The organism is Devosia psychrophila (assembly GCF_000971275.1).
Lineage (GTDB): Bacteria > Pseudomonadota > Alphaproteobacteria > Rhizobiales > Devosiaceae > Devosia > Devosia psychrophila.
On record NZ_LAPV01000093.1, the window covers coordinates 162,572 to 188,609 of the forward strand.

Below are 26,038 nucleotides of genomic sequence, written 5' to 3' on the forward strand. Positions count from 1 at the left end.
TCAGCTTGCTCCCTGTGAGTAAGTTGCGGCTTGTGCGGATTATCTCGGTCAATGCAATCACTCCATGCCCCTTCTTGTCATGCACAACGAACGTTGACATTAGACAAGCTCGCCGTTATTGCTCATGTCATACACAACGCCATTGGATGACAAGCCGTGAAGCAGTACGTCACATACACGAGGGTTAGCACTGCTGAGCAGGGCCGCTCCGGGCTGGGCCTTGAGGCTCAACAGCGAGACATAGACATTTTCCTCACTCAGTTCTCAGCGGTGCCGTTTGAAGTCATTGGGTCTTTCCAAGACACTCTCTCCGGCGCGACGGATGATCGCCCGGAGCTACAAAAGGCACTCAAGCTAGTGCGTGACACGGGGTCGGAACTGCTGGTGGCAAAGCTCGACCGCCTGAGCCGCAAGGTGTCGTTCATCGCTGCCGTTATGGATGACCCCAAGGTGAGCTTGCGGGTGGCACAAATGCCCCAGGCGGACAAGTTTCAACTGCATATCTATGCCGCACTTGCTGAGCAGGAGCGGGACTTCATATCGGCCCGCACCAAGGCGGCATTGCAGGCGGCAAAAGCGCGGGGGCAGAAGCTCGGCGGCTTACGTGACAAGACCATGAAGCGGAACGCTGCTTTGCTTGCCCAGACCATTCAAGGCGACAAGCGGGTGTTGAAGATCATTGCGCCGCTACAGGTGGCGGGAAAGAACCTCTCGCAGATTGCTAGCTTACTCAACGAAATGAACGTGGCAACGGCGCGGGGTGGGACTTGGACGGCGAAGCAGGTGTCGCGCATACTAGAGAGAGTGAACGGGGAGCCCGCATGATGGAGATTGTCCATTGGGGCTATATCGCATTCGCCTCCATTATTGGGGCGGTCTCAGTCATTCGGGCGCTTCTCTAAATAAATCAACCCAATATATGTCACTGCCGAGTGACAAATCCGATTGTTATTGCCGCAAAAGGCGCGGGCTTTACCGGGCAAATATTGGCACCATTCGGTGACATTGTCAGAATTGTCGCCATACGGTGACGTTATAGTTGTTGCATGACGTGACTTCATCGCATCAATAGGCACCGGACCCCATTATCGGGGACGGAGCATAGTATCATGACTTCCCATGAGGCCCCCTGCCTCGACCACTTCGTTGCCGCTTCGGATGCGCTCAAAGCTGCCTCCCACGCCGCAGCCCTACCTCTCTCCGCATTCAACGCCGTTGCCGACCTCCGCAATGTCGGTGAGCTTCTGTTTCAAGCGGCATTCGCCATTGTCGACACGGGCGGGATCGAGGATCGCCAGACCCTAGACCCTTACCGCTGGGGGCTCATGCTGCTCCTCGAACTCACCGCTTCACTCCCTGAGGAGGCCGCAGCCCTGCCCGCCCGGTGGGCCTCTGTCACAACGGGGGGCCGCTGACATGGCGCGGTTGCGTGGGAAGCGCTGGCAGGCGGACGTGCGGGATGCGGACGGGTTTCGGCTCCGGCCCACTTTTGGGACTGAGGAGGAGGCCATTGCGTGGGAGGACGGGGCTAGGTGGGCGGTAGAGGCGGGGAGCCCGTTGCCCCCAACGCGCAACCTTACACGCCCCAACGGCGCCCGTGACCTGTCCCTGCTAGGCAACTGTTTCGACCACGTATGGCGCACCGATTGGGCGAACCTCAAGTCGGCCAAGACGGCTGGCATTAATGCGAAAACCATCGTGGAGCATTACGGGCGGCATAAGCGGCTTGCTGAGATCACGGCGGCGGACATTGCCGAACTCAAGATCGACCTGGCTGAGACCGGATTGTCCTCTGCGACGGTCAACCGCAAGGTGGCGGCGCTCTCCAAGCTGCTCAAGGTCGCCCACGAGGCGGGAGCTATCCCGGCTATGCCTGCCATCCGCTGGAACCGCGAGGAAAAGACAAAGTACCGCTATCTCGACACGACCGAGGAGCGGGTCCTGCTCAACTACTGGATTGCCTCAGGCCACGAGGACATGCACGACCTCACAGCCCTGTTAATCGACACCGGAGCCCGGTGCTGGTCGGAGATGCGCCCGGTCCGCTGGGACGCCTTCGGTCCAAACTTCTCCTCGATCACGTTCTGGCTGACCAAGACGGGCAAGCCGCGCACTGTGCCACTCACCAAGCGGTCACGGGCAATCCTAGCCCAGCGCAAGAAGCTCATGCCGGGCACCTTGGGACCCTTCGCGGGGCTCCACCGGAGTACGATGGTCGAGCGTTGGCGGCAGATGAAGGGCGTCCTGAGCTACGAGGACGTGAACCCGCACACCCTGCGGCACACTTGCTGCACTCGCTTGGTGCTTGGCGGCGTGGACGTGAAGCGCGTTATGGAATGGATGGGTCATAGCTCGATCAATACCACCATGCGCTACATGCAGTTGAAGCCTAGCGGGCTGGAGGACGTGCTTCATGTCCTGGAGAATGCTGGCTGACCAGCGTCCCGGTTGCCGACATGCAGGTAGTTGGCGACTATGTGGGCGTTCTAGCGGAGGTCAGACCTCGGCTAAAAAGCGCGGTCGCCGCTACTACTGCATTTTCTTTAGGTCACAAATCACCGGTGTGGGTCACAGTTGGGAAGCTAAGTCCTTGGTGGGACTGGCTGGGTTGTGGATATATATCTAGTGACCTGAATTTAAAGCGCTTTTTGAGGGATTGACCGATTGGCTGCGGCCCTTCATACACGGTCATCGAATGCAATCAGCGTTCGTATTGCGCCTCGGTGATGTGGTCCCACCACGACACAAGCCGGTGTTGAAATCTTCGACACCTCTCCAGTCCAGCCAGTAGCCCGCGACCCATCTCATAGGCCCCGCCTGTGATGCATCCGGTCGCCCACGGCTCCACCACCCGCGCCATCCCCCAAGCCTACCCTGCGGCATCCCCGCAAGACGCCTTTGGCTCACGCCGATGGGGTCGGTTCTTTGACATTGTGAATATGAAAGTCCCTGCCGTGAGGTGGGGAGCCGGTCAAGTGTGCCTCCCGGTAGCAGCATGTGTTGCGATGACAAGAAGGCTCAGACTTCACCGTACGTCACTGGTCCGATTGATGGGCCGTCGCGTGTAATTACTCCATCAAACCAGTCCGGAACGGGTTGCACACTAGGACGCTCCATTGCGGACTTATCTGTTTCTGACGCCTCTAGCTTCCACCCAAATCACCATCAGCAAGCCCTCACGGCCACCGCTAACAGCCCAGCGGAGCCTTTTTGCTGATCACCACAGGAAACCAATGATGACCATAACAAAACAGCTACAGCCAACCCCAACCCTCTCCCCCGACCTACTCAGGAATATCAATGCGAACACCTAATCCCGCCGCTATGACCCGCGACGAGGCAGACGCTTTCTACAGGCTCGACGGCCCGTACAACTTCGCGAAAAACACGTCCTACATAGGCGCGATGCTCTCTACCGCGTTGGCAGGTGGGCGAAATGCTGACCCCAACGTAAGTGTCGCTATGGACCGCGTTGAGGAGCTTGAACGGAGGCTTGTGGCGCTGTTCGTGGTCCGGGCCATGTCTCCGGCACCAACGCCTGAAACGCCCCGTACCGCGCCCCCTAGCCACGACATGAAGGCCCTGTTGTCAGATGCGGGGAAAGATGCGCGATACGTCAAGCGTCTACTCCAGAACGGTGCAGCCATGTCGCTCAGAAACGTCCCCGAGACACTTCGCATAGTTCAGGCGCTCCGTCCGAAGCTAGCGGCGATTTGGGCTATCTACGACACCACTGACAAGCCTGAGCGGATTGAGTTCACACCGGACACGCAGGTTGAGTTCTGGCGCAGACTTGAAGCTGGCATGAGCGAGGCGGACGCCCTGCGCTAATGGAGTATTTTCAAGACGCCATTGACCGCACCAATGGGGACATTCTCCGGGTCAGCGTCGGGGAGTGGATAACGATCTCCGAACTGGCGAAGTCCAAAGGGGTCGGGCCACGGCAGACCCGTGCCATCCTTGTTGAAATGGGTTTCCTTGCCTCCGAGGGACAAGACCGTGACCTAAAGCTTCGCCTCGCCTCATGGGTCACTGATTGCGGATGGGGACGACGACAACGCTCGTTCAAGGGCATCCAGTTCGACGTGATCGGGCCTGACGCCCATCACTGGATTAATGATCGGTGGGACAACGCCGTAGGAGAGTTCGCCAGCCTGTCCAACTTAGGGCAAACCGCACGGGACCACTTGCGGGCCTTTCTAGATCGCCGCATTGACCCTGATATGGCCGTGCAGGAACAAGTCTGTTGGCTGGTCGATTTCTACCCGGCGCTGTCACAGTCTGACAAGGCGAGGATCATCGGCGTCACACAGCAGGTGGTCAGCAAATATGAAAAGGTTCGCCGGGTTCAGATTGACCGGCGCATCTCTAAGCGCAACGCCATCCTGCACTAATGGGGTCTTCGCTACCTACACCATGTTCTGTGGTGGGTAGATTACGGAAGCCCACAACCAACCCAAAACACACAGGGGAAGACCGCATGAGCGCGTCTGACAACAGCATTTCTTTGCCTACGACCTACACAGACTACTCCATCTACACAGACGGCGCTTGCTCGGGTAATCCGGGTCCTGGGGGTTGGGGAGCCGTCATCCTTTATTGGCACGGCAACAGCGTAAATCACCGGCTGTACGAGTTCGGAGGACAACCAGTCACCACCAACAACCGAATGGAGCTTGCCGCCGCCATCAACGGGATTTCGGTCCTCAAGGCCAGCGACGGGTTTGATCCTGCATTGCCAATCAAGCTCTACAGCGACAGCCAGTATCTGATCCTCGGCATGTCGGGGCGACTGACAAAGTGGAAGGCAGACGGGTGGCGGACGAGCGCCAAACAGCCCGTCAAGAACCGCGAGATATGGGAGAAGCTGTGCGAAGTAGCGCAGGGGCTCAATATCGATTGGCAATGGGTCAAAGCCCACTCTGGCAATCCACTAAACGAACGGGCCGATGCACTAGCCAATGAAGGCATGACACCGTTTCGACTGAGCGCTGCCGCCTAAGCTCCTGCCACACCCAAACACCGTCCCATGGCCCCTGAGGTTGTCTCTCGGGGGCCTTTCTTTTTCAACCACACAGGATCACCAACAAATGGCCGATGGCCTATTCGGAACTAACGTCGCAGCGTCCCAACTAGGGCAAGCCGCTCTCAAGCCTGCTGGCATTCCCGGCAGCACCTTTATCCAGCCGCGTCAGGTCGAGACCGGGGGCAACTTACGCGCCCTCGCGTCCGCCTTAGGTGGGCTTAACACCGCCCTACAAGGCTACGGCCAGCGACAAGAAGCAAAGCAGGCGGACCCCGCTTCCGACATGAACCGTGATTGGGTTGCCCGCCGTGAGCAGATGACGATGGGTGAGCTAAAGGAGGAGGCCCGGCTGGGCACCCCTGATGGCATTCGGGCTCGGCAGGATGCGCTCGATGCGCTGCTTGGTGAACGGGCCAACGACGACTTCCGCACCGGCTGGACCACCTTCTACAACACCGAGTTCGAAAAGGTCGGTGGGAACATGAACGCCGAATACGAGCGGATGCGTGGTGAGTACGCTGCCGCCATGCCGAGCGAGATTTCCAAGGGCAACTTCTACCGCCTCACCGGCAATCACTTCTCGCAGTGGCAGGCCACCGACACCGAGCAGAAGGTCGGCTTCGTCAAGGAGCAGATCGCTACCACCGTGGTCGCCAGCTTCCGCAATGCAAGCGACGACATGGAGGCTGCGGGCAAGACCGCCAACGAACGCGCTCAGGCCATCTTCGGGGCTTCGGCCTCCAACCGTACCTTCCTCGAAATGTCCGGCCAAGAGCAGAACGACACGCTCTATGCGCTGGCTGCTGAGTACGCCGTGAAGGGCGATAAGGACATGGTGCGGGAACTCCTCCAGGGCACCCGCGTGGGCGCTAACGGGGCACCGCTGCCGTCCCTAGTGTCCATCCCTAAGTTCGCCGTGGATGGCCTCAAGATGGTCGAGACCGCGCAAGGAGTTTGGGAGGACAACGCCAAGGCAAATAGTCTGGAGGCTCAAGTCGAAGCTGATGCATTGATTGTGAGCGGGGCCTTCACCGCCGACGAGGCTTTTAAGCGAGACGGGCTGGGGATTTGGGACGACGCTGAACTGGCTAACATGGTCCAACGGTCCACCGGCATTCGTACCACAGAGGCCGCAAGGTTCGCCACCGAGGACGTCAAGCGACAGCAGCGTTTTCAATCCGGTCAAGCGGAACAGCGAGCATCGGTGGAGACCCTTGGCATGCTCACCCGGTACGGCGGCAGCACCCGCATCAAAGATGTGGAGATTATCGCCAATGAAGGCACAGGGACCCGCACGGTGTCCTCTACGCAGTTGATCGAGCAGGCCGTGGTTTTGTTCGAGACCGACATGACCAACCGGGAGGCCAAGATGGTCGAGAACGGCACCGACCCCGCGCGGGCAGCCTCCTATATCCGGGGCAAGAAGCTGGCCTTCTACGCCGGAAACAAGCTCCCTAACACCGAGTGGGCTGACACCTTCAACGGTCTCGCCATGCGGGCCACGGTGGAGACCCTAGTGGAGCGCGGTGATGTGCAGCAGCAGATGCTAGACAGCGCCGAACTCTACCGGGAAATCGCCACGGCCAACCCCGCCTACGCCTCCACCTTGTTGACCGATCCAAAGTCCAAAGAGTTCCTTGAGGTCTACGCGCTCGGCGTCACCAACCGCCGAATGCCCCCCGCTGATGCACTTCACTTCGCTGCTCAACGGGTCGCCATGCCGGAGACCGAAAGGGCTCGAAACCTCCTCAATGCCGACACGACGCAAGAGATTGCCCGCGACGTGTTGCGCGGCCTGAATATGGATGACGACCGGGGCTCAAACTACGGCTACGTGGTGTCGCGCATCCAAGACATGGCGCTCGGTAGCTCGAATGAGCGGGAAATCCGGGATCAGATCAAGGCTGAGATCGAGAACACGTCCGTCGAGATCAACGGGCTCCTCGTGCCGGACCATGCGGACCTTCCTCAGGACTTTCCGGTTCTAATGGATGCTGAATTGAAGGCTGCCTTTGACACGTTCAAGGACGCCTACGGATTGGAGAGCCCTGACGACTTGAGCATCCGGCCAGCTGGTCCAAACCAGAACAAATGGTTTGTCATCAACAAGGCTACCGGGCTCCCTGTGCGCTCCGGCTACGTGACCCCTCAGTCCCTCAACGTCCACCGCACACAGGCAGCCCGAGCGCATGACGCAATGGTCCTGGAGATGGTGCAGGGGAAGGACGCCGACCGGGTAGCCGGGCAGGCCCGCTACGACGCCTCCATCGCAGACATGGAAGCGAACATCGCCAAGTTCCGTGGCCGCTCCGGCAAGATGAGCCCCGGCATTGCGGACTACCTACAGGGTGTCCTAGACGACCGCCTTGAGCGAGATGAACTGCTCCGCAACATGACCCCTGAAAAGGTCCAAGAGGAGCTTGCGCGGGTTCGGGCAGCGGCAGAGGAGCGAGACCTCAACGGCAACGTGGGCTGGAGCCCGATAGCTGCTCCCCCGATGTAATTGAGCAGGCCCCGCTGGTGTCCCTATGTGGAGGCTAGTGGGGCCCTTTTTGTCTAGTCTAGTGGCGATCACCGTGGGTATCTGCGCCGCCCCTATCGGCGTCGGTCAGTGGTATTCCCATTGCCCGCTTCATCGCCCGCGTCGTCACTCGAAGTGCCCGCGTGTCACCGCCATACACCCGGTCCCCAACGCCGCCCAGCGACCAACCCATAATCAGATTTCGGTCGAGCGCCCCGACTTCGGCAAGGTCGAGGTTATCTTTCATATTGTGGCGGAGAGAATGCACCACGTGTTTCCGGTTCTGCGTCACGCGCCGCACATGTTTCATCAAAGCCGCAGAAGCAGTGTCAGAGCCCCTTTGTCGGCCATAGGCCTGAAACACCATGTGGGCCTCACGGGGGAGCTTCAAGGCTGATCGGGCGGCATCCAGAGCAGCGCCCACAAGGGGAACGTGCCGAAGGGACGCACGGGTCTTGACCCGACGATCCTCGTGCCACATGACTTTGACATGGGGGAATGCGGCCCCCAACTGGCCGTCTAGAACAATGTCTTGCACCCGCAAGCCTGCAATCTCAGCAAGGCGGCACCCCGTGCCTTCGAGTATTTGCCAGATCAGGGCGAGTTCAGGATTTGAGTGCGCGACTACGCGGGAGCGTACGTCTTTGAGAATGTCAGGTGGAAGCGGAAGGCGTTTCTCCGCATCCGACATAAACTGATCGCCATTGCCCACCGAAAGATCGTTAAATGGGTTCTGAAACGTCCCTAGCAATCCCATCTCTTTTTTGGCGAAAGAGACTACGGCCTTAATGTCGTTTAGCTCTCTCGCAACGGATGCTGCTGCTATTTTTTCGCCGTTGACCTTGAGACGCGCCAGCATGTGGTCTCGAACCTTGCGGGCATCATCCCGCGTCAACCCCGCCACAACAGGATTGCGCCCGAGAGCCTCCGCAACCATGCCAATTACCCGGTCAACACGCCCACTCGCGCGAGTATCGTCGGCCCACCCGGCCTCCTTCGACTTCTCAGCAATGTAAAGTCGCTTGGCGTCTTCGAGGGTGACTTCTGGTGCCGGGTACGTTCCCGCCCTATTCCGCAGCAGGTTTATGGTGTGCGTATCAATTGGATTAGCGCCAACGGGGTCGCCGGTCTCTGGATCACGCCGATACCGATCCATCATGCTATCGGCAGCAACGTCAAGCGCATCGGCGGACGTGGCAGCGGCCTCTAGTGCGGCCACGCGCTCCATGGCTGCTAGATAAGCTTCGCGGTCCGTCGTAATGCCGGAACCGGCGGCACGGGTAAGGCTACGTTGGGCGTCGGCAATCTCGCGCTCGACCTGCGCATTGTATCGCGGCCAAGCTGCCAAAGCTGACCGCTCTGTCTCCCCCAGCAGTTGCTTAAACTCGAGCTTGAGGATGACATTGGCGACCTCTTTGGGCACCCTTCGGCGGTACTGAAATGCGCCCGCTGGCGTTCTTACAACGTACTTCAAGACGAGCCCCATGTGTTCTCCGTGTGTACCGCATTGTGTACCGGAAGGAACAGCATCTCTATGAAATCATTGATTTTATTGCGCTTCTTGGAAGCGAATGGTGCCCGGGACCGGAATCGAACCAGTGACACGCGGATTTTCAATCCGCTGCTCTACCAACTGAGCTACCCGGGCAACGGGGCGGATCAACCGCCCGGCTTCAAGCCATGGGCCTTATAGGGGATGGGTTTTTGCCGCGCAAGCGGGAAAAGGACTTGTGGAAAAGGAGTTTGCTGCGGGGCGGCTTATCATGACGAAACCCGGGATTTGCAGGCTCATCGTCAGGTGTTTTCGCCGCAATCTCAGGATGGGTCCCGGCCTTCGCCGGGATGACATCGCGGGTGTGAATTCCATGTTGGCCCTACGACCTTGCAGGCTGTCTTGGCCTTGCGGTCCTCTCGCTTCATCGCTCTGGCCCAAGGCCAGCCCATGCCTCAAATATTATCATCCTCGTCGTAGTCGGGGATGGAGTTGTCGCCCTCGCTTTGGGGTTCGTCGTCTCTCGCTGGGATAACGTAGGCGCCGGTTAGCCAGCGGTTTAGGTCGACGTCGGCGCAGCGCTTGGAGCAGAAGGGTTTGAAGGCTTCAGAGGCGGCTTTTTTACAGATCGGGCATTTTCGTTCGGTGGCCATCAGACGCCGGACAGGGTGGACTGGTTGAGCCAGTTGAAATGCACCGGGTAGCCTTCGCCAGCGAGGAGCTGGGCGGTTTCCATCAGGGGCAGGCCGACGACGCCGGTGTATGAACCGGAGAGCTTGACTACGAAGGCGCCGGCGATGCCCTGGATGGCGTAGCCGCCGGCCTTGTCACGCCATTCGGCACTGGCGAGGTAGGATTCCATTTCGCGGGTGGACAGGCGCTTGAAACGCACGCGGGTTTCGACCAGGCGCTGGCGCTTGGCGCCGGAGGGCGTCAGCACGGTCAGTGCGGTATAGACGCGATGCGCCCGGCCCGAGAGCAGGCGAAGGCACTCGGTTGCCTCCTCCATGGTCTCGGCCTTGGGCAGGATGCGACGGCCTACCGCGACCACCGTATCGGCGGCAAGCACCAGCGCGCCCTGGCCAAAGCCGGCAGAGCGGGCTTTGTGCTGAGCGGTCAGTGCCTTCAGATCAGCGAGACGCGCCGCAAGCTTGCGCGGCAACTCACCCTTTTCGGGGGTTTCATCGACATGGGCCGGAACCAGATGCTCGGGCTCGATGCCGATCTGGTTGAGCAGCGCCAGCCGACGCGGCGAGGCGGAGGCCAGGATCAAATCCGGACGACTGGCCATGACTCAAGCCTTACTTGAAGCGATATGTGATGCGACCCTTGGTCAGGTCATATGGCGTCATTTCGCACAGGACCTTGTCGCCAGCCAGCACGCGGATGCGGTTTTTGCGCATGCGGCCAGCGGTGTGTGCAATGATCTCATGTTCGTTTTCCAACTTGACGCGGAACGTCGCATTGGGGAGCAATTCAACCACTACGCCCGGAAATTCGAGCACTTCTTCCTTCGCCATACTGTCTCCTGATAGACCCATAGGGGCATAGCTCGCCGGCCACGGGTCGGAAAGTGGCCTCTACCTACTTCAATTCAATGGGTTTGTGAACCTCTTGCGCCACGTCCGCTGCGCGGCGGCGCAAGTCACTGTTGGTCGCCGTTCCGAACCATAAAACTGGTGTCCACTTTTGCTGGAAGCGTTCGGGAAACCAGTGGCTCAAGCCGATCGCGAACGCGCTTGCGCAGACTGTCGCGCAGATCGCGATAAGCCCCCAGGACCAGCTCGCGATTGCCCTCGACGAGGGACGGATCAGGCACCTGCCAGGACTCGATGACGCCGGCCTCGAGACCCTTACGGGAAACGGCATCCAAAGCGTCGTCGGAGAGGGTGATGACGAGATCGAAGCGGTTGGCAACAAGCTCATCGAGGATATGGGGCGTGTGGACGCTCATATCAATGCCGATCTCTTCCATGACCTCGTGCACGAACTGATCGGCCTTGCCGCCATTGACGCCGACCGAGCGGGCGATGATGCGACCGGGGAACGACTGGCGCGCCAGAGCCGCGGCAATCGGCGAGCGCACCGAATTCATCGAGCAGACGAACAACACAGTGGGCAGTTCGCTTTTGCTCTCGTCGATGCGGCTGGCATAGGGCTGCACGGCGCAGATCAGCGTGAACAGGCGCCGGGCGGTATTGAGATCGATGATGATCTTGTTGGTCAGCCGGGTGTGCAGCAGTTCGGCGGCGTCGTTATGCAGGCCGCGCCGCGCCATGTCGACGGTTTCGATCTGGAACGGCTGCGCCGAACGGATGGCTTCGTAATAGGCATCGCGGATGCGGAAATAGTCGCGGATCAGCCGGCGGAACGGGGTCAGCGATAGATAATGTGCGGCGATGGGCTGGAAGGTTTCAGGGTGGCGCACGTCGAGCACGATGGAATTGCCGACGATCGACATATGCAGCGCGAACGGCCCCTTGGCCGTAACGCGGGCCGGGCGAAAGCGGTTGTCTTCGAGCAGGTCATAAATGGCAATGCGCCACTCATGCACCACATCAGGATCGATCGAGGTGATGGTATTGGGGTCAAGCGTGACGGTGACCAGGCGGTCCGTATCGGTGGGTTTGGCCTGGCTTTCCATCGTGATGCTCAACGGTTGAGCCTTATCGATACCGAGCGGCCATGGCCGTCGAGACCTTCGACTTCCGCCAGCGTGATCGCCGCAGCGCTGAGCGCGGCCAGCGAGGACGGATCGCAACCAAGGATCGAGGTGCGCTTCATGAAATCCAGCACGCCAAGGCCGGAGGTGAAGCGGGCGGTGCCGGCGGTGGGCAGAACGTGATTGGAGCCGCCGACATAATCGCCGATGGCCTCGGGGGTGTGGTGACCGAGGAAAATCGCGCCGGCATGGCGAATGGAGCCGAGGATCGACTGTGGATCGTCCAGCGCCAGCTCGATGTGTTCCGAGGCGATGCGATTGGCCAGCAGCACGGCTTCGGCCAGCGAAGCGACGGTGATGATGGCGCTGTGTTCTTCCCAGCCTTCGCGCGCGTGGGTCGGATTGGGCAGCGTATCGATCTGGCGAGTGACTTCGGCGGCGACGGCGTCGGCCAGACCCTTTTCGGTCGTTACCAGAATGGAGCGAGCCCCTGCCCCGTGTTCGGCCTGGGCAATCAGGTCTGCGGCGACCCAGGCCGGATTGGCCGAGCCATCGGCGATGACCAGCACTTCGGATGGGCCGGCGATCATGTCGATGCCGACCTTGCCGAACACCTGCCGCTTGGCAGCCGCAACGAAGGCATTGCCGGGACCGACAACTTTGTCGACAGGGGCAATGGTGGCCGTGCCATAGGCCAGTGCGGCCACAGCCTGCGCGCCGCCGATGCGGTAGATTTCGGTGACGCCAGCGATCTTGGCCGCCAGCAGGATCGGCGCGGCGATTTGGCCATCGGGCGTTGGCACCACCATGGCAATGCGCGAGACACCGGCCACCTTGGCGGGCACGGCGTTCATCAGCACGGAGGACGGGTAATTGGCGAGGCCGCCCGGCACATAGATGCCAACGGCATCGACCGGCGTCCAGACCGTGCCCAGCGTCACGCCGAGGTGGTCGGTATAGATCTGGTTTTCCGGCTTCTGCTTTTCGTGATGGCTCTTGATGCGATCATGCGCCGTCTGCAGCGCCGCGCGCACTTCGGGGGTGACGCTGGCCGCAGCCGCATCGATCTCGGCTTCAGAAATGCGCAAGTCTGCCGCCGATGCAAAATGCGTGCGGTCGAACCTGTTGGTCAGCTCCAGCACCGCCACGTCACCACGCTTGCGTACATCGGCGACAATCCCGGCGACGATGTCGCTGACATCCTGGCTGGATTCGCGTTTGCCATCGAGCAGCTGCTGGAAAAGCGGCTCGAAATCCGTGTCGGCGCTGTCGATGCGGAGCGTCATGGCAAATCCTTAGTCGAGAGAGTGGGCGGGCGTGGCGCTGGCAGCCCAGGCGGCACCAAGATCGGACAGGCGGGCTTCGAGGCATTCGACGCCAAGGCGCACCGTGCCACCGCCGGCAAAGCTAAGCTCGATAATGCCGGCTGGGCCATCGACGGTGTGAAAGCTGATGGCGAGCAGGTTCAGCACGCCTTCGGGTGCAGCGGGATCAAAGCCATTGGTTGCAACGGACTGGACGCCATCGAAATGCAGCGCGGCGCGCTTGCGCAGGCCCTTGTCGCGGCGGCCTTGCCCCGACTCCCAATCGAAACGATTCATAAGGAGCGCGAAACGGCGATCGCCGCGGGCATAGCCCATGTCGGCCACGCGGACGACGGCATCCTGCACGTGGGCGGAGAGGACTTCGAGGTCTTCGGAATCAAGCGCAATCAGCTTGAGGTCGGTCATGATGTGGTCGGCCCCTTGGATGAGACGTTAAAGCACTCATCTGGTCACGTTCCTTCCGATCTACAAGTTTGAGCGCCAGCGGGCAATGTGGGCGTGCGGAAAAGACGTCATGCGGCGGGATTTCCGGAGATACGGGGAACGGATTTAGCGTCGAACCGGTTGGCGCGACTGATGGCATCAGGAAATTACGTGATCGGCACTGCTGGCTGGAGCGTGCTGCGCACTGCTCAGGCGCCGCCATCGGCGACGCCCTTTGGCTGCGCGGTAAGATCGGTGTCCCTTAGCCGGCCAGGCGTTCGATTTCAGCGCCGCAAGCGCTGAGTTTTTCCTCGAGGCGTTCGAAGCCGCGGTCGAGGTGATAAATGCGGTTGACCACCGTTTCGCCCTTGGCGGCGAGGCCGGCGATGACCAGAGAGACCGAGGCCCGCAGATCGGTCGCCATCACCTGGGCACCGCGGAGCTGGGACTTGCCGCGAATCGTGGCGAGCTGGCCATCGACCGAAATATCGGCGCCGAAGCGGGCCAGTTCGGCGACATGCATGTAGCGGTTCTCAAAAATCGTCTCGCGAATATGGCTGGTGCCCGACGACATGGTCATCAAGGCCATGAACTGGGCCTGCAGGTCGGTCGGAAAGCCGGGGAACGGATCGGTCTCGGCATCGACAGCCGTGATGCCCTGGCCATTGCGCTGCACGCGCAGGCCATTGGCCTCGACGGTCAGATTGACGCCGGTGCGGCCCAGGATATCCAGCGCCGACTGCAGGTGTTCGGGCCGGGCGCCCTTGAGCAGCACATTGCCGCCGGTCATCGCCGCAGCCATGGCAAAAGTGCCGGTTTCGATGCGATCCGGGATCACATCGACGGTGGCGCCGTGCAGTCTATCGACGCCCTCGATGGTCAGCGTGCGCGTGCCGATGCCGGAGATTTTCGCGCCCATGGCGACGAGGCATTCGGCAACATTGGTTATTTCGGGCTCCTGGGCAGCATTTTCCAGAATCGTGGTGCCGCGCGCCAAAGTCGCCGCCATCAGCAGCGTGTGCGTGGCGCCCACGGAGACTTTTGGAAACTTTATATGGGCGCCGACGAGGCCACCCTTGGGCGCCTTGGCGACAACATAGCCATCATCGATATCGATCTCGGCGCCAAGCTCCTTGAGGCCGATGAGAAACAGATCGACCGGCCGGGTACCAATGGCGCAGCCGCCGGGCAGCGAAACGCGGGCTTCATGGCAGCGGGCCAGTAGCGGCCCGATGACCCAGAAGCTGGCGCGCATCTTGGAGACCAGCTCATAGGGCGCGGTGGTGTCGACGATGTCTGCGGCATGGAAGGTCATGCGCTGGCCGACGCCCTCGTCCTCGCCGCGACGGCGGCCATGCACGGCGATATCGACGCCGTGATTTTCGAGGATGCGTTCGAGTTGCTTGACGTCGGCGAGGCGCGGCACATTTTGCAACACCAGCGGCTCATCAGTCAGCAGCGAAGCGATCATCAATGGCAGCGCGGCATTCTTGGCGCCCGAAATGGTGATGTCACCATTGAGCTCATTGCCACCGATCAAACGGATACGGTCCATAGTCTTGTCCTATATGGCGGGCATAGATGCCCATCTACCTGGGGATGGAGGTAGGCCAAGTCCTAGTTGCCACGTAAGCCAGACTTGCCGTTCCGAAGCTGATACTCGATCTTCTCGCCAGGTTGGGCTGCAAAGCGCGACTTCCTGCGCTTCCGGTGCTCACGTACCCGATGTACGTTGCGCTCCGGTTCTCGGAAATCACCATTTTCGCCTCACCCTGACAAGAGTCTCTTCGCATCAGTAGTGTTCTCGATATTCACCCGAAACTGGTTTACGGTTTATTGACCGTATCGGCTTCGGGGGCCGGCTGGAGTTCAGGCGACTGCCGCTCCGAATCGGCGCGTGCCTTGGCCTGCCCCTTCCGGCGCTTGAGGTTCTCGCGGAGCTTTGCGGCCAATCTTTGCTCGCGCGAAGCGGCCTCTACTGATTTGCTCATTGGCCCTGTCGGGAAAGTAGGTTGCAGGAATCGTGTTCTGCTTGACGCGGTTGATAGGCGCTTTTTAGTCTTGCGTCGAGATTAGGCCTATGGCAAAGGAGCCCCCGTCGTGCCGGGCATACGCTCCGCGACAAACCAGCGCTCCGCCACCCGGCGCGCCCGGATGCTGCCGTAGCTCAGTGGTAGAGCACCCCATTGGTAATGGGGAGGCCGACAGTTCAATCCTGTCCGGCAGCACCAGAATTTCCCGTTGAATTCCCAGAAGTCTCTGGTTTTGTTATGTAATTTGGAACTGCCGGTGATACACACAGGTAGTCCACATGGTCCTTTCAATGCCCCGTCCCTATAAGCACCCGAAGACCGGCGTGTACTGGTATCGCCAACGCACCCCAGCGGTGATTAGGGCGGTAGCGGCGGGCAAGTCCGTGATCATCACAATAGATGGCCGCATATCGCAGCCCAAGATCGGTGCGACAGTGCAGGTGTCGCTGGGCACAAAGGACGTAGCGGAGGCCAAGCGGCTCGCTGGCGAAGCGCAGTCGCAGTTTGAGCAAGTCTGGCTGAGCTTCAGCAATGCCCCAGTCAAGCTGAGCCTCAGGCAGATTGTCGCCTTGGCTGGCGAAGTCTACCGCGCCTGGAAGCTGATGCTTGAGGATGAGCCCGGCAGCGCCATCGAATGGGCAGCAAAGCGGGAACGGCGCGAGAGATGGGACGGCAAGCCGCCACCGTCACCGACACAACGAGCGCTCATGTTTGACCCACCTCGCACACTGCGAGAGCAATGGGGCTCATGGGTAGACGGGGCCCTGGTTGAACATCACCTCACCGTCGATACTGAGACCTACAGCGCCTCCTAGTGGAGTTCGATTGAGCACTCAGGGACGTATTTGATCTATTGGAAAGGCGGGCGAACGGCGACTATATCCGTGACGCTATGGCGGAGGCTGGACTGGAGTTCTCCGCCGAGCCCTGCTGCTGGAACTGGGAGCCATCGCAAGGTTATAAACTGACGCGCAGGCTGCTCAAGTCACAGCGGCCGCGCGCGCTGCTATGCCTAAATGACCGAATGGCCTTTGGTGCCTATCAGGCCCTTGCCGAGGCAGATATGGACGTGCCCGATGCGGTTGCCGTTGTATCCTTCGACAATGACGAATTGGCCTCCTACATGCGTCCCGGTCTCACGACCATCGGCCTACCACACGAGGCAATGGGCGGTCGGGCGGTCGAAATGCTGCTGGCCCGCCAGGGTGAGGGCGATTCTGTGATGCCCATGCCACCGGTGATCCGCAGTTTCCTGCGCACTGCCAGCTAGGGTCAGAACCCATTAATTTGTTGAATTGAGGTCTTTTGGGTAATTCAAGTGGCAGGAGGATGCGGGCGTGAGTGATAAGTCGCAAGCCTCAGTGACTTTCGACTACAAACTGCTGCATTTTGAGCTTTGGCAGGCAAGCCACGAAGGATTGAATTTGGATCGGAAGCTGCTTGGGGTGCGGAGGCATCATGGCAGCTCTCCACGCCCACTATCACAGGCCGCCGGCCTGACACCGGCACCAAACGGACTTGAAGTCCCTCTTGCTGCGCCGATATCTGGGAATGGCAGCAATTCGCCAGACAATACACCTAGCCGTTCAATGAGAGTTCACGAATCTGCGCTGATTGTGCAATGAAGATTCGATGAAATCCGGCCCCTCCCATGAGCACTTGGCGCCGCACCTGGAAAAGGTGTTTTATGATCATGGCTATGAGCAGCTGAACATGACTGGCCTGGCGAAGGCCTGCGGGTTTACACGGCGGGCCCTGTACCACCATTTTTCCAATAAGGAAGATGCGTTCCGCTACATGCTGCTGTGGCGCGGCGAGCTCAATATAGCGGCGGGCATGGCGGCCGGGCGCACAGCGCTGGAGCAGGGTGGCAGCACCATAGACATCATCACGGAGGTGATGGATGCCCGCTATGGTGATACGCGCCGGTCATTGAGCCTTTCCCCGCATGCCCTGGAACTCAACGACCAGGCTTTCCGCCGGGCGCGCGACATCATGGTAGAGGCCGCCACTGACTTCCAGACCAAGCTGGCCGAGCTGCTGACGGAGCTGGATCGCCGGGGATTGATGCGGTTTAAAGCCGATACGACTGTCGAGGGGCTGGCCCAGGTTTTGTGTGATGGCGCGCGCGGCACCAATCAGTCCCTGCCGGCGATTGTGCCTGTCGAGCTCAAATCCCGCTACCGCACGATCATCGCAGCTATTCTTTTCGGCACGGCCACGCCTGGCAAGCGATCGGCGCGGCCATGAGCCTGCAAGATATCGCAGCGCGGCTTGACCGGTTGCCCCTCACCCGGCTGCATATTGCCGTGGCGGCGCTGTGCGCCATCGCCTGTTCGTCGATGTGGCCGAATTAGCATTGGGCGCGGCTTTCTCCGCGATTTTCGCTTCGCCGCCGCACAGTTTTGACTCGACGCAATTGGGCTTGCTGCTCGCATCGGTATTCGTCGGCGGCGCCATTGGCTCGCCAGCGTTCGGCTGGCTTTCAGACAGGTATGGCCGGCGGCTGGCGCTGCAGCTTTCGATGCTGCTGGTCGCCGCACCCTCCATCGGGGCCGCGCTGAGCTCGGACGCCAGTTCGCTGATTGCATTCCGGCTGCTGTCGGGCATGGCGCTGGGCGCATAGCCGCTTTCAACTTCCTCGTGGCGATCTATGGGCCGCTACTCTCGATCTATGCGTCAAAGATATTTCCCACCAGCATTCGCGCTTCCGCCACCGCCACGGCATGGTCGGCAAATCGCGTCGGCTCCGCCTTCGCTCCGCTGGCGCTACTGCCGCTGCTGCACAGCTACGGCCCGCTGGTCGTGCTCGCTACAATCGCAGCCACCCTGATCTTAAACTTTGCGCTTATCCAGATCTTTGGCCCAAAGGGGCTCGCGGGAAAGCCACTCACTGCCTGACGGGTGTCGGCAATCGTAAAAAACCGGCGCCGCTTAGGACGCCGGTGTCGTATCAACTGGAACTGCAGTCGTGTAAGGGCGGTCAGATCCAGTATGGTGCCACGCCGTAGTAATCGTAAACGCGACGACCGTTGTCTGCGGTCCAGAAGCTGTCGTCATTGTCATACTTTGGAGCTCCGTCAAGCTGCTCCCGGGTGACGTCAACGCGATAGCCGCCGAGACTTTCGTCATAATTCAGCTTGGTCCAAGGCAACGGGTAGTGATCGTTGCCAATGCCCAAAAAGCCGCCAAAGCTCAGCACGGCGTAGGAAACCTTGCCGCTGCGCTTCTCGAGCAGAACGCGTTCGATAGAGCCGATATGCTCGCCGTCCGGATCATATACCTTAGTGCCTTCGACCTTGTCGGAGGCGATGAGATCGTGGGTTTCCTTGACGTCTGCATTGGTCTTGCTGGTGTCATCGTAAGCCATTTTCGAACTCCTCTTTGGTTGGCATCTGCAAGGTCAACGTAGCCCGCTGCGTGCAGTTCCGATTTTGTGCGGGGTGATTTGTCGGAGCGGGCTGGTAACGCCGGAACCCCAAGCCTTACGGTGCATTTGTTGTCTCGAGGGTCGTTGGACCCATCAAGGAGACGCGCCATGTTTGACAGCCTCCGCGACCGCATGGGCGGCGATAACAAAATTTCGCCCATGAACATCGCCCATAACAGCCTGTTTACCGCCAAGGAAAAGATCGACCTGCTCAATCAGCTTAAGTCGGACGCGACGGCGGCGGGCAAAGAGGGTCGTGAGTTGGGCTTTGATGCCGAAGAAATCGATCAGGCCCTCGCCGAGGTGCACCAGGGCGTGCAGGACGGCGTCGGCACCGAAACTGTGCTCAAGGGAGATTTCTGATGGCTACCGTACCTAAAACGCCTACCCCCACCGTTGCCAGCGTTGATAACCTGATCGACGAAAACGGGTCGCGCATCGACGTGCCCGATGGCTCGCCGCTCAAGGTGGCGGGTGAGCATGAGGCCACTGTGGGGGCGACAGGCCCCACCAACTGGTGGCTCTACGGCGTGTTCGGCCTTGGCATCGTCATCGCGGTGCTGTTCCTGATGCAGATGTTCCAGGGCGCTCCAGCGACAGATGTGCAACCCGGCACGCCGACCTCTGAAAGCGTAGTTGCGCCCGCCAGTGGTCCTGCCGTTCCGGTGGCAGTGCCCGTGGTCCCGACGCCGTAATTTGGAAATCCAGACAACAGAAAGGCGCGCCCCGAGGGACGCGCCTTTTTCATTTCCGACAATCAGATCAGCCGTTGATCGGCGCGATCTGGATCTCGACGCGGCGGTTCTGGGCGCGACCGGCTTCGGTGGTGTTCGACGCAATTGGAGAAGTCTCGCCCTTGCCTTCAATGTAGAAGCGGCGCTGGTCGATGCCCTGGTTTGCAAGGATGGTGGCGACCGAGACGGCGCGGCGCTGGCTGAGAGCCAGGTTATAGGCGTCGTCGCCCTGGCTATCGGTGTTGCCGTAGACATCGACGATCGACTTGTCGAACTTCTTGAGCACCAGCGCGACCGAAACTAGGGTCGAATTGAATGCCGGCTGCACAGTCGACTGGTCAGTCGCGAAAGTAATGTTGGATGGCATGTTCAGAATGATGTTCTGCCCAACACGGGTCACCGAAACGCCGGTGCCCTGAAGCTGGGCACGAAGCTCGGCTTCCTGCTGATCCATGTACGAACCAATGGCGCCGCCGGTCAGCCCGCCAACACCCGCGCCGATCAAGGCGCCAACGCGCGGATCGCCGCCCACGGCAGCACCGACGAGTGCGCCGGCAATAGCGCCGCCGCCAACACCGATCATGGCGCCGCCAGCGGTGTTCGAAAGCTGCTGCTGGCCGGTGTAGGCATTGGTGGTGCAGGCAGTAAGCGCGAGCGTCGCCGCAAGTGCGACCAAAATCTTCGACTTCATAAGTATCCCCCTGAAGGATTCGGTAGTGACCTGTTGGTGATCACTGAATACGGCAGCATGGTGGTGAAGCATAGTGCCTGAACAGCGGATGAACGCCAGGGCGAATGGTGGCCTGTCCAAAGACCATCGACCGGTCCTGGCAGTTACCTTGCCGCCGGATCGCCCGCGCCCAGGAAACCCCATCACGAAACTGAGACATTGGTAAATACGTGCGCGGTGACGCATTGGCAGGCGGGCTGCCACACTTTAGAATGCCTCTCATGTTGAAGCGTCGCTGCCAGTTGCGAAAGCGCCTCCACAACCCCAACGCGCGCGTCGAATTGACCTATGTCAAAGAGGCGGACGCGGATCTAGGTATGGCTTGTTCGCCGGCAGCTTCGTTCGCCGACGGTAGAGCACAGAAGGACGTTTCGATGGACTATCGCGGCATATTCGAAGATGCGGTGGATACCTTGCGCACCGAAAAGCGCTACCGCGTGTTCGCCGACCTTGAACGGATTGCCGGCCAGTTTCCGCGGGCCATCTATCGCGACGATGCTGACAACCAGCGCGAAATCACCATCTGGTGCTCCAACGATTATCTGGGCATGGGCCAGCACGCCAAGGTCATCGGCGCCATGCAGGAGACAGCCGGCAAACTCGGCGTCGGCTCGGGTGGTACGCGCAATATTTCGGGCACCAACCGGCCACTGGTGGAACTAGAACGCTCCCTGGCCGACCTGCACCGCAAGGAAGGCGCGCTGGTCTTCACCTCAGGTTTCGTCTCCAACGAAGCAGCGATCGCCACCATTGCGCGGCTGCTACCGGATTGCATCATTTTCTCGGATCAGCTCAACCACGCCTCGATGATCCAGGGCGTGCGCCAGTCGGGCATGGAAAAGAAGATTTTCCGGCACAACGACGTGGCCCACTTGCGCGATCTCCTCGCTGCAGTGGACCGCAAGCGGCCCAAGCTGATCTGCTTTGAATCGATCTATTCGATGGATGGCGACATTGCCCCCATCAAAGAAATCTGCGATCTGGCCGAAGAGTTTGGCGCGCTGACTTATATCGACGAAGTCCATGCCGTTGGCATGTACGGGCCGCGCGGCGGCGGCATTGCCGAGCGCGACGGCTTGATGGATCGCATCGACATCGTCGAAGGCACGCTGGCCAAGGGCTTTGGCACGATGGGCGGCTATATCGCGGCCAACAAGGCGATCATCGACGCGGTGCGCTCCTACGCCCCCGAGTTCATCTTCACCACCTCGCTACCCCCGGCGCTTTGCGCAGCAGCACGCGCCTCGATCGAGCATCTCAAGGGCTCGAACCACGAGCGCATCATGCACCAGCGGCAGGCGCGCCTGACCAAGGCGATCCTCGCCGATGCCGGCCTGCCGGTGATGGAAACCGACACTCATATCGTGCCGCTGATCGTGGGCGACGCGCGTGCGGTCAAGGCCGCCAGCGACATGCTGCTCGACAGGTACAATATCTACATCCAGCCGATCAATTACCCGACGGTTCCCAAGGGAACCGAGCGCCTGCGCATCACGCCGACGCCGTTGCACAGCGACGAGATGATCTTCGCCCTGCGCCATGCACTGGTCAGCGTGTGGACCAGCCTCGAGCTGCCGCGCGAAGCCGCCGATGCCAAGATCACGGCGCGCAAACTGACCTCGGGCGACCTCACTCTGCCAACCATCGGCGGCTAAGGGCTTGTTTGCAACAACAGGTAGCGCCTGTGCGCACCAATTCAACCATCTAGTAGACTTTAGCTGCGTTCAAGAAGCGGAGAACGCAGCGCCCTAAGTGGGCTGCTGAACTTTTCCTTGTGCAAGGTCGGCAGCGGAATAGTTTGCCCTGAGGGCATCTCCAGCGAAGGCTATGCACCCAACGGCCACCGGAATGAATTTTCCTCTTGAGGCTTGTGTCAGCTCAGGCGGTCTCGCGCACCGGTGGCTGGGAGCGAAGCAGAATTGTATCCAATGTCGCGGGCCGCACGGGGCGCGACAGCAAATATCCTTGTAGCTGGTCACAACCGATGTCGTTCAAGATGACGCGTTGAGCTTCTGTCTCGACACCTTCGGCCGTGACCGCCATGTGCATCGCCCGGCCGAGGTCGATGATGGATCGGACTATGCTGTCGATCTCATGGTCCTGGCCCAGCTGAGCGGTGTAGGACTGGTCGATTTTGAGCTTATCGATACCGTGAGACCTGAGATAGCTTATCGAGGAGTAGCCGGTCCCGAAATCATCAAGAGCGACGCGTATCCCTCGCGCCCGTAGACGCATTAGAGTGGACCGGGTGAGCTGCGAGTTCTGGAGCAATAGCCCCTCTGTAATCTCTATTTCCAAGCGTCGAGCCTGGAGCCCCGTGGCTTCCAGTATTGCAAAGACACGGTCAGCAAATTTTTCATCCCGGAATTGGATGGGCGACGCGTTTACCGCTACCCAGGGCACGCTGGAAGAAGCGGCGTAGGTGCATGCCTGGCGCAAGACCCACAGGCCGAGTTCGTCGATAAGCCCCCGCTCTTCGGCGAGACCAATGAAAGTCACGGGTGATAACGGGCCGCGCTTTGGATGCTCCCATCTCACCAATGCCTCGGCGCCGGCAATTGTGCCGTCGCTGGCACTGAATATCGGCTGATAGACCAACGTTAGCCCTGGGGTGCCACTCAGTGCCTGCCTGAGCTCCATTTCAAGCTCGCGACGTTCCCTTACTGCAGCATTGAGTTTGCCATCATACGCCTGATACCTGCCCTTACCCGCGTTCTTAGCCTCATAGAGGGCCAGGTCGGCCTGGTGCATAATGTCCTCTATCGGCGTTGATGGATCCGTGACGACGCTCACACCGACACTCGCGCCGATCTTACCTTCGTGACCAGACAGACCAAACGGCTGGGAAAATGCATCTACGATTGTTCGGCTCAGCGATAGCGCAGCAGCGCCATCCTCTGCATGAAACTGAATGACGGCGAATTCGTCGCCGCCCAGTCTGGCCGCAGTGTCGACATCGGTGATCAGAGCCGTCAAGCGCGCGGCCGCCTGGCGCAAGAGCTCGTCTCCAGCCGCATGGCCCAGCGTATCGTTAACGCGCTTGAAATTGTCGAGATCGATATAGTGCAGGGCGACTTGAGAGGCGCCGGTGCGCATGTTGGCCAGCGCCTGTCCCAGTCTGTCTTCGAACAGGGCCCTGTTTGCCAGGCGGGTCATCGGATCATGAAATGCAAGGAATGAAGCTTGCGCTTTTGTGTCTTCCAACTGCGCTGAGGTTCGCTTCAGCCTTCTCAGCAGCAAGAACATCACAAGGGCTACAAGCACAAGTCCGATGGTGATGGCGGGCATTGTCTGGCGGACCAGGTCGTAAGCGGGCTCTTCGGGTATCCATGTAAAAAAGCCAACGGAACGGCCACGACCGTTCAATATGGGCGAGGATATCCGTTCGCCGTCGTCCGCTGCGTCTTCCTGAAACAGCAAGCCGGGAATTTCGTATCGCTGACTGATCTCCTGTGCGACGGACTTGTTGATAAGCCGCACCGAAATGTGGAGAAATTCCGTCCCCGGAGCTTGGGAAACAGCGTCCGTGCTTGGAACGATTGGCCTGACGCTGACAATCGCGGGCACGCCATCAGCCAGAGCGACCAAGTCCTCCACGCCTAGCCCAGTGACTTCCGCCGTTGAGTCAGGGAGCCCGTCGGAGACCTTAGCCATCCGTGCTCGGAGATCTTCCACCAGTGGCCGAAGAGCACTCGCGTCATCGTAATAAAGCTCGTTGCCAACGAGCTTCCCCTCTGAAACGACGCGTACGGGCAGATCGCGGGCATCCAGGAGGTAGACGCGGTCGTGGCCAAAATACTCGCTTATCCATTCGGCTAGATTCTCCGCGATCCAAGCCGGGTTCCCAGCTCTGAGGTTAACGACGGAATCGTCCCAGATGGCGGAGCTGTCCTGCTCTATGGGCATCCGCTCCATAATATCGGTGAGACCGTGCTGAACCGCTCTCGCCTGGCGAGCCATGGATCGATCGTCGATGCTTGAGGCTGCCCACCAACCGAACGATCCTAACACGGTCACCAAAACCGTAGCGAAGGCGAAGATCAGGTGGCTGATTTGGCGGGATAGCGATGTCATTTCTTGCGCCTTGGGGGCAGGAACAGACCATTGACACTAGTGGTCAACCCCTAAGGAACCATGGAATGGAAGCGATAATTTGCAATCGTGAAGTCTGAACCGTCCAAATCTGCTAATCGAACAACAGCAGCCGCCGGGCCATCAGCCGCTGAAAATCACACCACGGCGAGCTCCGCACGAGATGCCTGCTTCAGGTGTTGGACCGGCTCCGGTTGTTCCTCAGCCCGCCAGCACAATCCGCATCAGGTCGGCCGTGTTGCGGGCGCCGAGTTTTTCCATGACGCGCGCCCGGTGCACTTCTATGGTGCGCGGGGAAATGCCCAGTTCGCGACCGGCTTCCTTGTTGGACTGACCGTTGGTGATCAGTTGCAAGACCTGGCGTTCACGCGGGGTCAGCTCGGAAAAACCCCGTAGTTCGACGGAGCGTCTGCCTGCTTGCGTAACGTCCAAATTCGCATCGAGACGCACAGCATCGCGCAGCACGCTGAGCAGATAGTCGGTGTCGATCGGCTTGGAGACGACATCGGTGGTGCCCAGCTTCATCGCCGTAACCGCTGACGAAATTTGCTGCGCGTCGGTCAGCATGATCACCGGGATGCCGACCCGCATCGCCTTGATGCGGCGCAACAGGCCCAGCCCGCTCTCGCCGCTGACCAGCATGTTGATAACGAAGGCGTCGGGCCGGCGGCGCTCGAGGTTCAGGAAAAACTGCTCGATATCGACCGAAAACGAGGTCTGGAAGCCCTCCAGGCGGAACAATACGCTCAGCGCCTCGCAGGTCGGCAAGTCACCATCGACGATATGAACCATCCGATCCCTATTGAGAAATGAATGGTAGTAGATCTCTTCGCTCATTTTGCCCGTCCCCTCGGCAAGTTCGCTCAAGTCAAACTACTCGCGCGATGGCCGAGATACTTGCAATGCAATCACTGCGTCAAGGACTCGGGAACCATCGCGAGGATAGTCTGCACTAAGTGTTCCTGCCGTCCGATACGGAAAACACGTAGGATGAACCACCTACGTAATAGGAGTAATTACCCATCACCTGGTTGTCAACGGATTTTCATCCTAACGTATTTGGGTATTTATACGCGGGGATTGGCGCGCATTGCATCGCGGATTTCGGTGAGCAGTACTTCCTCCCTGCTGGGCGCTGGCGTGGTGGCGACGGGTTCGGCAGCGGCCTGGCGCTTCAGGCGATTGATGCCCTTGACCACCATGAACAGCACGAAGGCGATGATGGCGAACTTGACCACCGCATTGATGAACAGGCCGATATTGAGCGTTGCGACGCCAGCAGCCTTGGCCGCGGCAGTCGAAGGAACTGCGATGTTGTCGGGATTGGACAGCACCACGAATAGGTTGGAAAAATCGATGCCACCAATGATAAGCCCAATCAGCGGCATGAACACGTCATCGACAATGGACGACACGATAGCGCCGAAAGCGGCACCAATGATCACGCCGATAGCCAAATCGATCATGTTGCCCTTGATGGCAAAATCCCTGAATTCCTTGAACATAGTCTAGCCCCCTTGTTTAATATCCACCCCTTCCCCGGGTGTCCATGCGACCTGCGGGGTTCAAG

29 protein-coding genes, 2 tRNA genes and 1 pseudogene are annotated in these 26,038 nt (G+C 59.9%); 16 read left to right on the forward strand and 16 right to left on the reverse strand.

The features are described 5' to 3' along the window. Positions 1-156: 156 nt before the first annotated feature. The 7 genes from WH91_RS09460 (at position 157) to WH91_RS09490 (ending at position 7,529) form a co-directional block, all read left to right on the forward strand. Positions 157-825 (forward strand): recombinase family protein, encoded by a 669-nt coding sequence (locus tag WH91_RS09460; RefSeq protein WP_046170745.1) that lies wholly within the window; start codon positions 157-159, stop codon positions 823-825. A 284-nt stretch (positions 826-1,109) separates the two neighbouring features. Then, positions 1,110-1,415 carry a hypothetical protein gene (locus tag WH91_RS09465; RefSeq protein WP_046170746.1) on the forward strand — a complete coding sequence of 102 codons (306 nt, stop codon included), beginning with the start codon at positions 1,110-1,112 and terminating at the stop codon, positions 1,413-1,415. Between the two features lie 142 nt (positions 1,416-1,557). After that, positions 1,558-2,436 (forward strand): tyrosine-type recombinase/integrase, encoded by an 879-nt coding sequence (locus WH91_RS09470; protein WP_158409545.1) that lies wholly within the window; start codon positions 1,558-1,560, stop codon positions 2,434-2,436. Between the two features lie 888 nt (positions 2,437-3,324). Then, positions 3,325-3,831, forward strand: coding sequence for a hypothetical protein (locus tag WH91_RS09475; RefSeq protein WP_046170747.1), 507 nt, complete (start codon positions 3,325-3,327; stop codon positions 3,829-3,831). Beyond that, positions 3,831-4,394 (forward strand): hypothetical protein, encoded by a 564-nt coding sequence (locus WH91_RS09480; protein ID WP_046170748.1) that lies wholly within the window; start codon positions 3,831-3,833, stop codon positions 4,392-4,394. Before WH91_RS09475 ends, WH91_RS09480 begins: the two co-directional genes overlap by 1 nt. Before the next feature lie 86 nt (positions 4,395-4,480). Then, on the forward strand, positions 4,481-5,002 hold the full coding sequence (gene rnhA, locus WH91_RS09485; RefSeq protein ID WP_046170749.1) for a ribonuclease HI: 522 nt from the start codon (positions 4,481-4,483) through the stop codon (positions 5,000-5,002). An 88-nt stretch (positions 5,003-5,090) separates the two neighbouring features. After that, positions 5,091-7,529 carry a hypothetical protein gene (locus WH91_RS09490; protein ID WP_046170750.1) on the forward strand — a complete coding sequence of 813 codons (2,439 nt, stop codon included), beginning with the start codon at positions 5,091-5,093 and terminating at the stop codon, positions 7,527-7,529. Between the two features lie 58 nt (positions 7,530-7,587). On the opposite strand, the gene WH91_RS09495 is transcribed toward WH91_RS09490, so the two are convergent. The 11 genes and pseudogenes from WH91_RS09495 to WH91_RS24905 all read right to left on the reverse strand — a co-directional run bounded on the left by WH91_RS09495 (position 7,588) and on the right by WH91_RS24905 (position 15,440). Beyond that, entirely contained in the window at positions 7,588-9,021 is a 1,434-nt protein-coding gene (locus WH91_RS09495) for a tyrosine-type recombinase/integrase (RefSeq protein WP_158409546.1), read from the reverse strand. A 98-nt stretch (positions 9,022-9,119) separates the two neighbouring features. Then, a tRNA-Phe gene (locus tag WH91_RS09500) sits at positions 9,120-9,195 on the reverse strand. 299 nt (positions 9,196-9,494) lie between these two features. After that, a complete protein-coding gene (gene yacG / locus WH91_RS09505) occupies positions 9,495-9,692 on the reverse strand; it encodes a DNA gyrase inhibitor YacG (RefSeq protein WP_046170752.1) in 198 nt (65 codons plus the stop codon). After that, positions 9,692-10,330 carry a Maf-like protein gene (locus tag WH91_RS09510; protein WP_046170753.1) on the reverse strand — a complete coding sequence of 213 codons (639 nt, stop codon included), beginning with the start codon at positions 10,328-10,330 and terminating at the stop codon, positions 9,692-9,694. Before WH91_RS09510 ends, yacG begins: the two co-directional genes overlap by 1 nt. Before the next feature lie 10 nt (positions 10,331-10,340). Continuing rightward, complete coding sequence (gene infA, locus WH91_RS09515) at positions 10,341-10,559, reverse strand: translation initiation factor IF-1 (protein WP_046138947.1); 219 nt, start codon at positions 10,557-10,559, stop codon at positions 10,341-10,343. A 125-nt stretch (positions 10,560-10,684) separates the two neighbouring features. Further along, positions 10,685-11,203, reverse strand: a complete 519-nt coding sequence (locus tag WH91_RS25355; RefSeq protein WP_282567550.1) for an arsenate reductase/protein-tyrosine-phosphatase family protein — start codon at positions 11,201-11,203, stop codon at positions 10,685-10,687. Positions 11,204-11,209: 6 nt separating this feature from the next. Beyond that, positions 11,210-11,683: pseudogene (locus WH91_RS25360) on the reverse strand (UPF0262 family protein); the annotation flags it as partial. An 8-nt stretch (positions 11,684-11,691) separates the two neighbouring features. Next, entirely contained in the window at positions 11,692-12,987 is a 1,296-nt protein-coding gene (gene hisD, locus WH91_RS09525; RefSeq protein WP_046170754.1) for a histidinol dehydrogenase, read from the reverse strand. 9 nt (positions 12,988-12,996) lie between these two features. Continuing rightward, a complete protein-coding gene (locus tag WH91_RS09530; protein ID WP_046170755.1) occupies positions 12,997-13,431 on the reverse strand; it encodes a DUF2948 family protein in 435 nt (144 codons plus the stop codon). A 280-nt stretch (positions 13,432-13,711) separates the two neighbouring features. Continuing rightward, entirely contained in the window at positions 13,712-15,004 is a 1,293-nt protein-coding gene (gene murA, locus WH91_RS09535; protein WP_046170756.1) for a UDP-N-acetylglucosamine 1-carboxyvinyltransferase, read from the reverse strand. Between the two features lie 271 nt (positions 15,005-15,275). After that, complete coding sequence (locus WH91_RS24905; protein ID WP_199533510.1) at positions 15,276-15,440, reverse strand: hypothetical protein; 165 nt, start codon at positions 15,438-15,440, stop codon at positions 15,276-15,278. 165 nt (positions 15,441-15,605) lie between these two features. Between WH91_RS24905 and WH91_RS09540 the strand changes: the two genes are divergently transcribed. The 6 genes from WH91_RS09540 to WH91_RS09565 all read left to right on the forward strand — a co-directional run bounded on the left by WH91_RS09540 (position 15,606) and on the right by WH91_RS09565 (position 18,383). Continuing rightward, positions 15,606-15,680, forward strand: a tRNA-Thr gene (locus WH91_RS09540). A gap of 92 nt (positions 15,681-15,772) precedes the next feature. Further along, the gene (locus WH91_RS09545; RefSeq protein WP_143078036.1) at positions 15,773-16,297 is read left to right on the forward strand and encodes a DUF6538 domain-containing protein; all 525 of its coding nucleotides are present in this window, start codon (positions 15,773-15,775) and stop codon (positions 16,295-16,297) included. Positions 16,298-16,374: 77 nt separating this feature from the next. Next, positions 16,375-16,752, forward strand: a complete 378-nt coding sequence (locus WH91_RS09550; RefSeq protein WP_052952712.1) for a substrate-binding domain-containing protein — start codon at positions 16,375-16,377, stop codon at positions 16,750-16,752. Positions 16,753-17,114: 362 nt separating this feature from the next. Further along, on the forward strand, positions 17,115-17,732 hold the full coding sequence (locus tag WH91_RS09555; RefSeq protein ID WP_046170758.1) for a TetR/AcrR family transcriptional regulator: 618 nt from the start codon (positions 17,115-17,117) through the stop codon (positions 17,730-17,732). Positions 17,733-17,802: 70 nt separating this feature from the next. Further along, positions 17,803-18,108, forward strand: a complete 306-nt coding sequence (locus WH91_RS09560) for an MFS transporter (RefSeq protein ID WP_046170759.1) — start codon at positions 17,803-17,805, stop codon at positions 18,106-18,108. 17 nt (positions 18,109-18,125) lie between these two features. Then, a complete protein-coding gene (locus WH91_RS09565; RefSeq protein WP_046170760.1) occupies positions 18,126-18,383 on the forward strand; it encodes an MFS transporter in 258 nt (85 codons plus the stop codon). Between the two features lie 82 nt (positions 18,384-18,465). On the opposite strand, the gene WH91_RS09570 is transcribed toward WH91_RS09565, so the two are convergent. Continuing rightward, complete coding sequence (locus tag WH91_RS09570; protein ID WP_046170761.1) at positions 18,466-18,852, reverse strand: PRC-barrel domain-containing protein; 387 nt, start codon at positions 18,850-18,852, stop codon at positions 18,466-18,468. A gap of 168 nt (positions 18,853-19,020) precedes the next feature. Here WH91_RS09570 and WH91_RS09575 point away from each other — a divergent pair, with 168 nt between their 5' ends. Together WH91_RS09575 and WH91_RS09580 are read left to right on the forward strand one after the other, a co-directional pair. Then, positions 19,021-19,275 carry a hypothetical protein gene (locus tag WH91_RS09575; protein WP_046170762.1) on the forward strand — a complete coding sequence of 85 codons (255 nt, stop codon included), beginning with the start codon at positions 19,021-19,023 and terminating at the stop codon, positions 19,273-19,275. Further along, on the forward strand, positions 19,275-19,607 hold the full coding sequence (locus tag WH91_RS09580; RefSeq protein WP_046170763.1) for a hypothetical protein: 333 nt from the start codon (positions 19,275-19,277) through the stop codon (positions 19,605-19,607). Before WH91_RS09575 ends, WH91_RS09580 begins: the two co-directional genes overlap by 1 nt. A gap of 67 nt (positions 19,608-19,674) precedes the next feature. Here the strand turns inward: WH91_RS09580 and WH91_RS09585 are convergent, their stop codons facing one another. After that, entirely contained in the window at positions 19,675-20,337 is a 663-nt protein-coding gene (locus WH91_RS09585) for a YiaD family glycine zipper/OmpA-like lipoprotein (RefSeq protein WP_046170764.1), read from the reverse strand. Between the two features lie 413 nt (positions 20,338-20,750). Here WH91_RS09585 and hemA point away from each other — a divergent pair, with 413 nt between their 5' ends. Beyond that, on the forward strand, positions 20,751-22,031 hold the full coding sequence (hemA, locus tag WH91_RS09590; protein WP_046170880.1) for a 5-aminolevulinate synthase: 1,281 nt from the start codon (positions 20,751-20,753) through the stop codon (positions 22,029-22,031). Between the two features lie 223 nt (positions 22,032-22,254). Here the strand turns inward: hemA and WH91_RS09595 are convergent, their stop codons facing one another. The 3 genes from WH91_RS09595 to mscL all read right to left on the reverse strand — a co-directional run bounded on the left by WH91_RS09595 (position 22,255) and on the right by mscL (position 25,973). Then, positions 22,255-24,450: a putative bifunctional diguanylate cyclase/phosphodiesterase gene (locus tag WH91_RS09595; RefSeq protein ID WP_046170765.1), complete on the reverse strand. Its 2,196-nt coding sequence runs from the start codon at positions 24,448-24,450 to the stop codon at positions 22,255-22,257. Between the two features lie 219 nt (positions 24,451-24,669). Beyond that, the gene (locus tag WH91_RS09600; RefSeq protein ID WP_046170881.1) at positions 24,670-25,305 is read right to left on the reverse strand and encodes a response regulator transcription factor; all 636 of its coding nucleotides are present in this window, start codon (positions 25,303-25,305) and stop codon (positions 24,670-24,672) included. A 230-nt stretch (positions 25,306-25,535) separates the two neighbouring features. After that, the gene (mscL, locus tag WH91_RS09605; protein WP_046170766.1) at positions 25,536-25,973 is read right to left on the reverse strand and encodes a large conductance mechanosensitive channel protein MscL; all 438 of its coding nucleotides are present in this window, start codon (positions 25,971-25,973) and stop codon (positions 25,536-25,538) included. Positions 25,974-26,038 lie beyond the last annotated feature (65 nt).

Coding starts and splice junctions, on each gene's coding strand:
- WH91_RS09465 (WP_046170746.1), top strand. CDS start 1,110: ATGACTTCCCATGAGGCCCCCTGCCTCGACCACTTCGTTGCCGCTTCG.
- WH91_RS09475 (WP_046170747.1), top strand. CDS start 3,325: ATGACCCGCGACGAGGCAGACGCTTTCTACAGGCTCGACGGCCCGTAC.
- WH91_RS09480 (WP_046170748.1), top strand. CDS start 3,831: ATGGAGTATTTTCAAGACGCCATTGACCGCACCAATGGGGACATTCTC.
- rnhA (WP_046170749.1), top strand. CDS start 4,481: ATGAGCGCGTCTGACAACAGCATTTCTTTGCCTACGACCTACACAGAC.
- WH91_RS09490 (WP_046170750.1), top strand. CDS start 5,091: ATGGCCGATGGCCTATTCGGAACTAACGTCGCAGCGTCCCAACTAGGG.
- yacG (WP_046170752.1), bottom strand. CDS start 9,692: ATGGCCACCGAACGAAAATGCCCGATCTGTAAAAAAGCCGCCTCTGAA.
- WH91_RS09510 (WP_046170753.1), bottom strand. CDS start 10,330: ATGGCCAGTCGTCCGGATTTGATCCTGGCCTCCGCCTCGCCGCGTCGG.
- infA (WP_046138947.1), bottom strand. CDS start 10,559: ATGGCGAAGGAAGAAGTGCTCGAATTTCCGGGCGTAGTGGTTGAATTG.
- hisD (WP_046170754.1), bottom strand. CDS start 12,987: ATGACGCTCCGCATCGACAGCGCCGACACGGATTTCGAGCCGCTTTTC.
- WH91_RS09530 (WP_046170755.1), bottom strand. CDS start 13,431: ATGACCGACCTCAAGCTGATTGCGCTTGATTCCGAAGACCTCGAAGTC.
- murA (WP_046170756.1), bottom strand. CDS start 15,004: ATGGACCGTATCCGTTTGATCGGTGGCAATGAGCTCAATGGTGACATC.
- WH91_RS24905 (WP_199533510.1), bottom strand. CDS start 15,440: ATGAGCAAATCAGTAGAGGCCGCTTCGCGCGAGCAAAGATTGGCCGCA.
- WH91_RS09545 (WP_143078036.1), top strand. CDS start 15,773: ATGCCCCGTCCCTATAAGCACCCGAAGACCGGCGTGTACTGGTATCGC.
- WH91_RS09550 (WP_052952712.1), top strand. CDS start 16,375: ATGGCGGAGGCTGGACTGGAGTTCTCCGCCGAGCCCTGCTGCTGGAAC.
- WH91_RS09555 (WP_046170758.1), top strand. CDS start 17,115: ATGAAATCCGGCCCCTCCCATGAGCACTTGGCGCCGCACCTGGAAAAG.
- WH91_RS09570 (WP_046170761.1), bottom strand. CDS start 18,852: ATGGCTTACGATGACACCAGCAAGACCAATGCAGACGTCAAGGAAACC.
- WH91_RS09575 (WP_046170762.1), top strand. CDS start 19,021: ATGTTTGACAGCCTCCGCGACCGCATGGGCGGCGATAACAAAATTTCG.
- WH91_RS09580 (WP_046170763.1), top strand. CDS start 19,275: ATGGCTACCGTACCTAAAACGCCTACCCCCACCGTTGCCAGCGTTGAT.
- WH91_RS09585 (WP_046170764.1), bottom strand. CDS start 20,337: ATGAAGTCGAAGATTTTGGTCGCACTTGCGGCGACGCTCGCGCTTACT.
- hemA (WP_046170880.1), top strand. CDS start 20,751: ATGGACTATCGCGGCATATTCGAAGATGCGGTGGATACCTTGCGCACC.
- WH91_RS09595 (WP_046170765.1), bottom strand. CDS start 24,450: ATGACATCGCTATCCCGCCAAATCAGCCACCTGATCTTCGCCTTCGCT.
- WH91_RS09600 (WP_046170881.1), bottom strand. CDS start 25,305: ATGAGCGAAGAGATCTACTACCATTCATTTCTCAATAGGGATCGGATG.
- mscL (WP_046170766.1), bottom strand. CDS start 25,973: ATGTTCAAGGAATTCAGGGATTTTGCCATCAAGGGCAACATGATCGAT.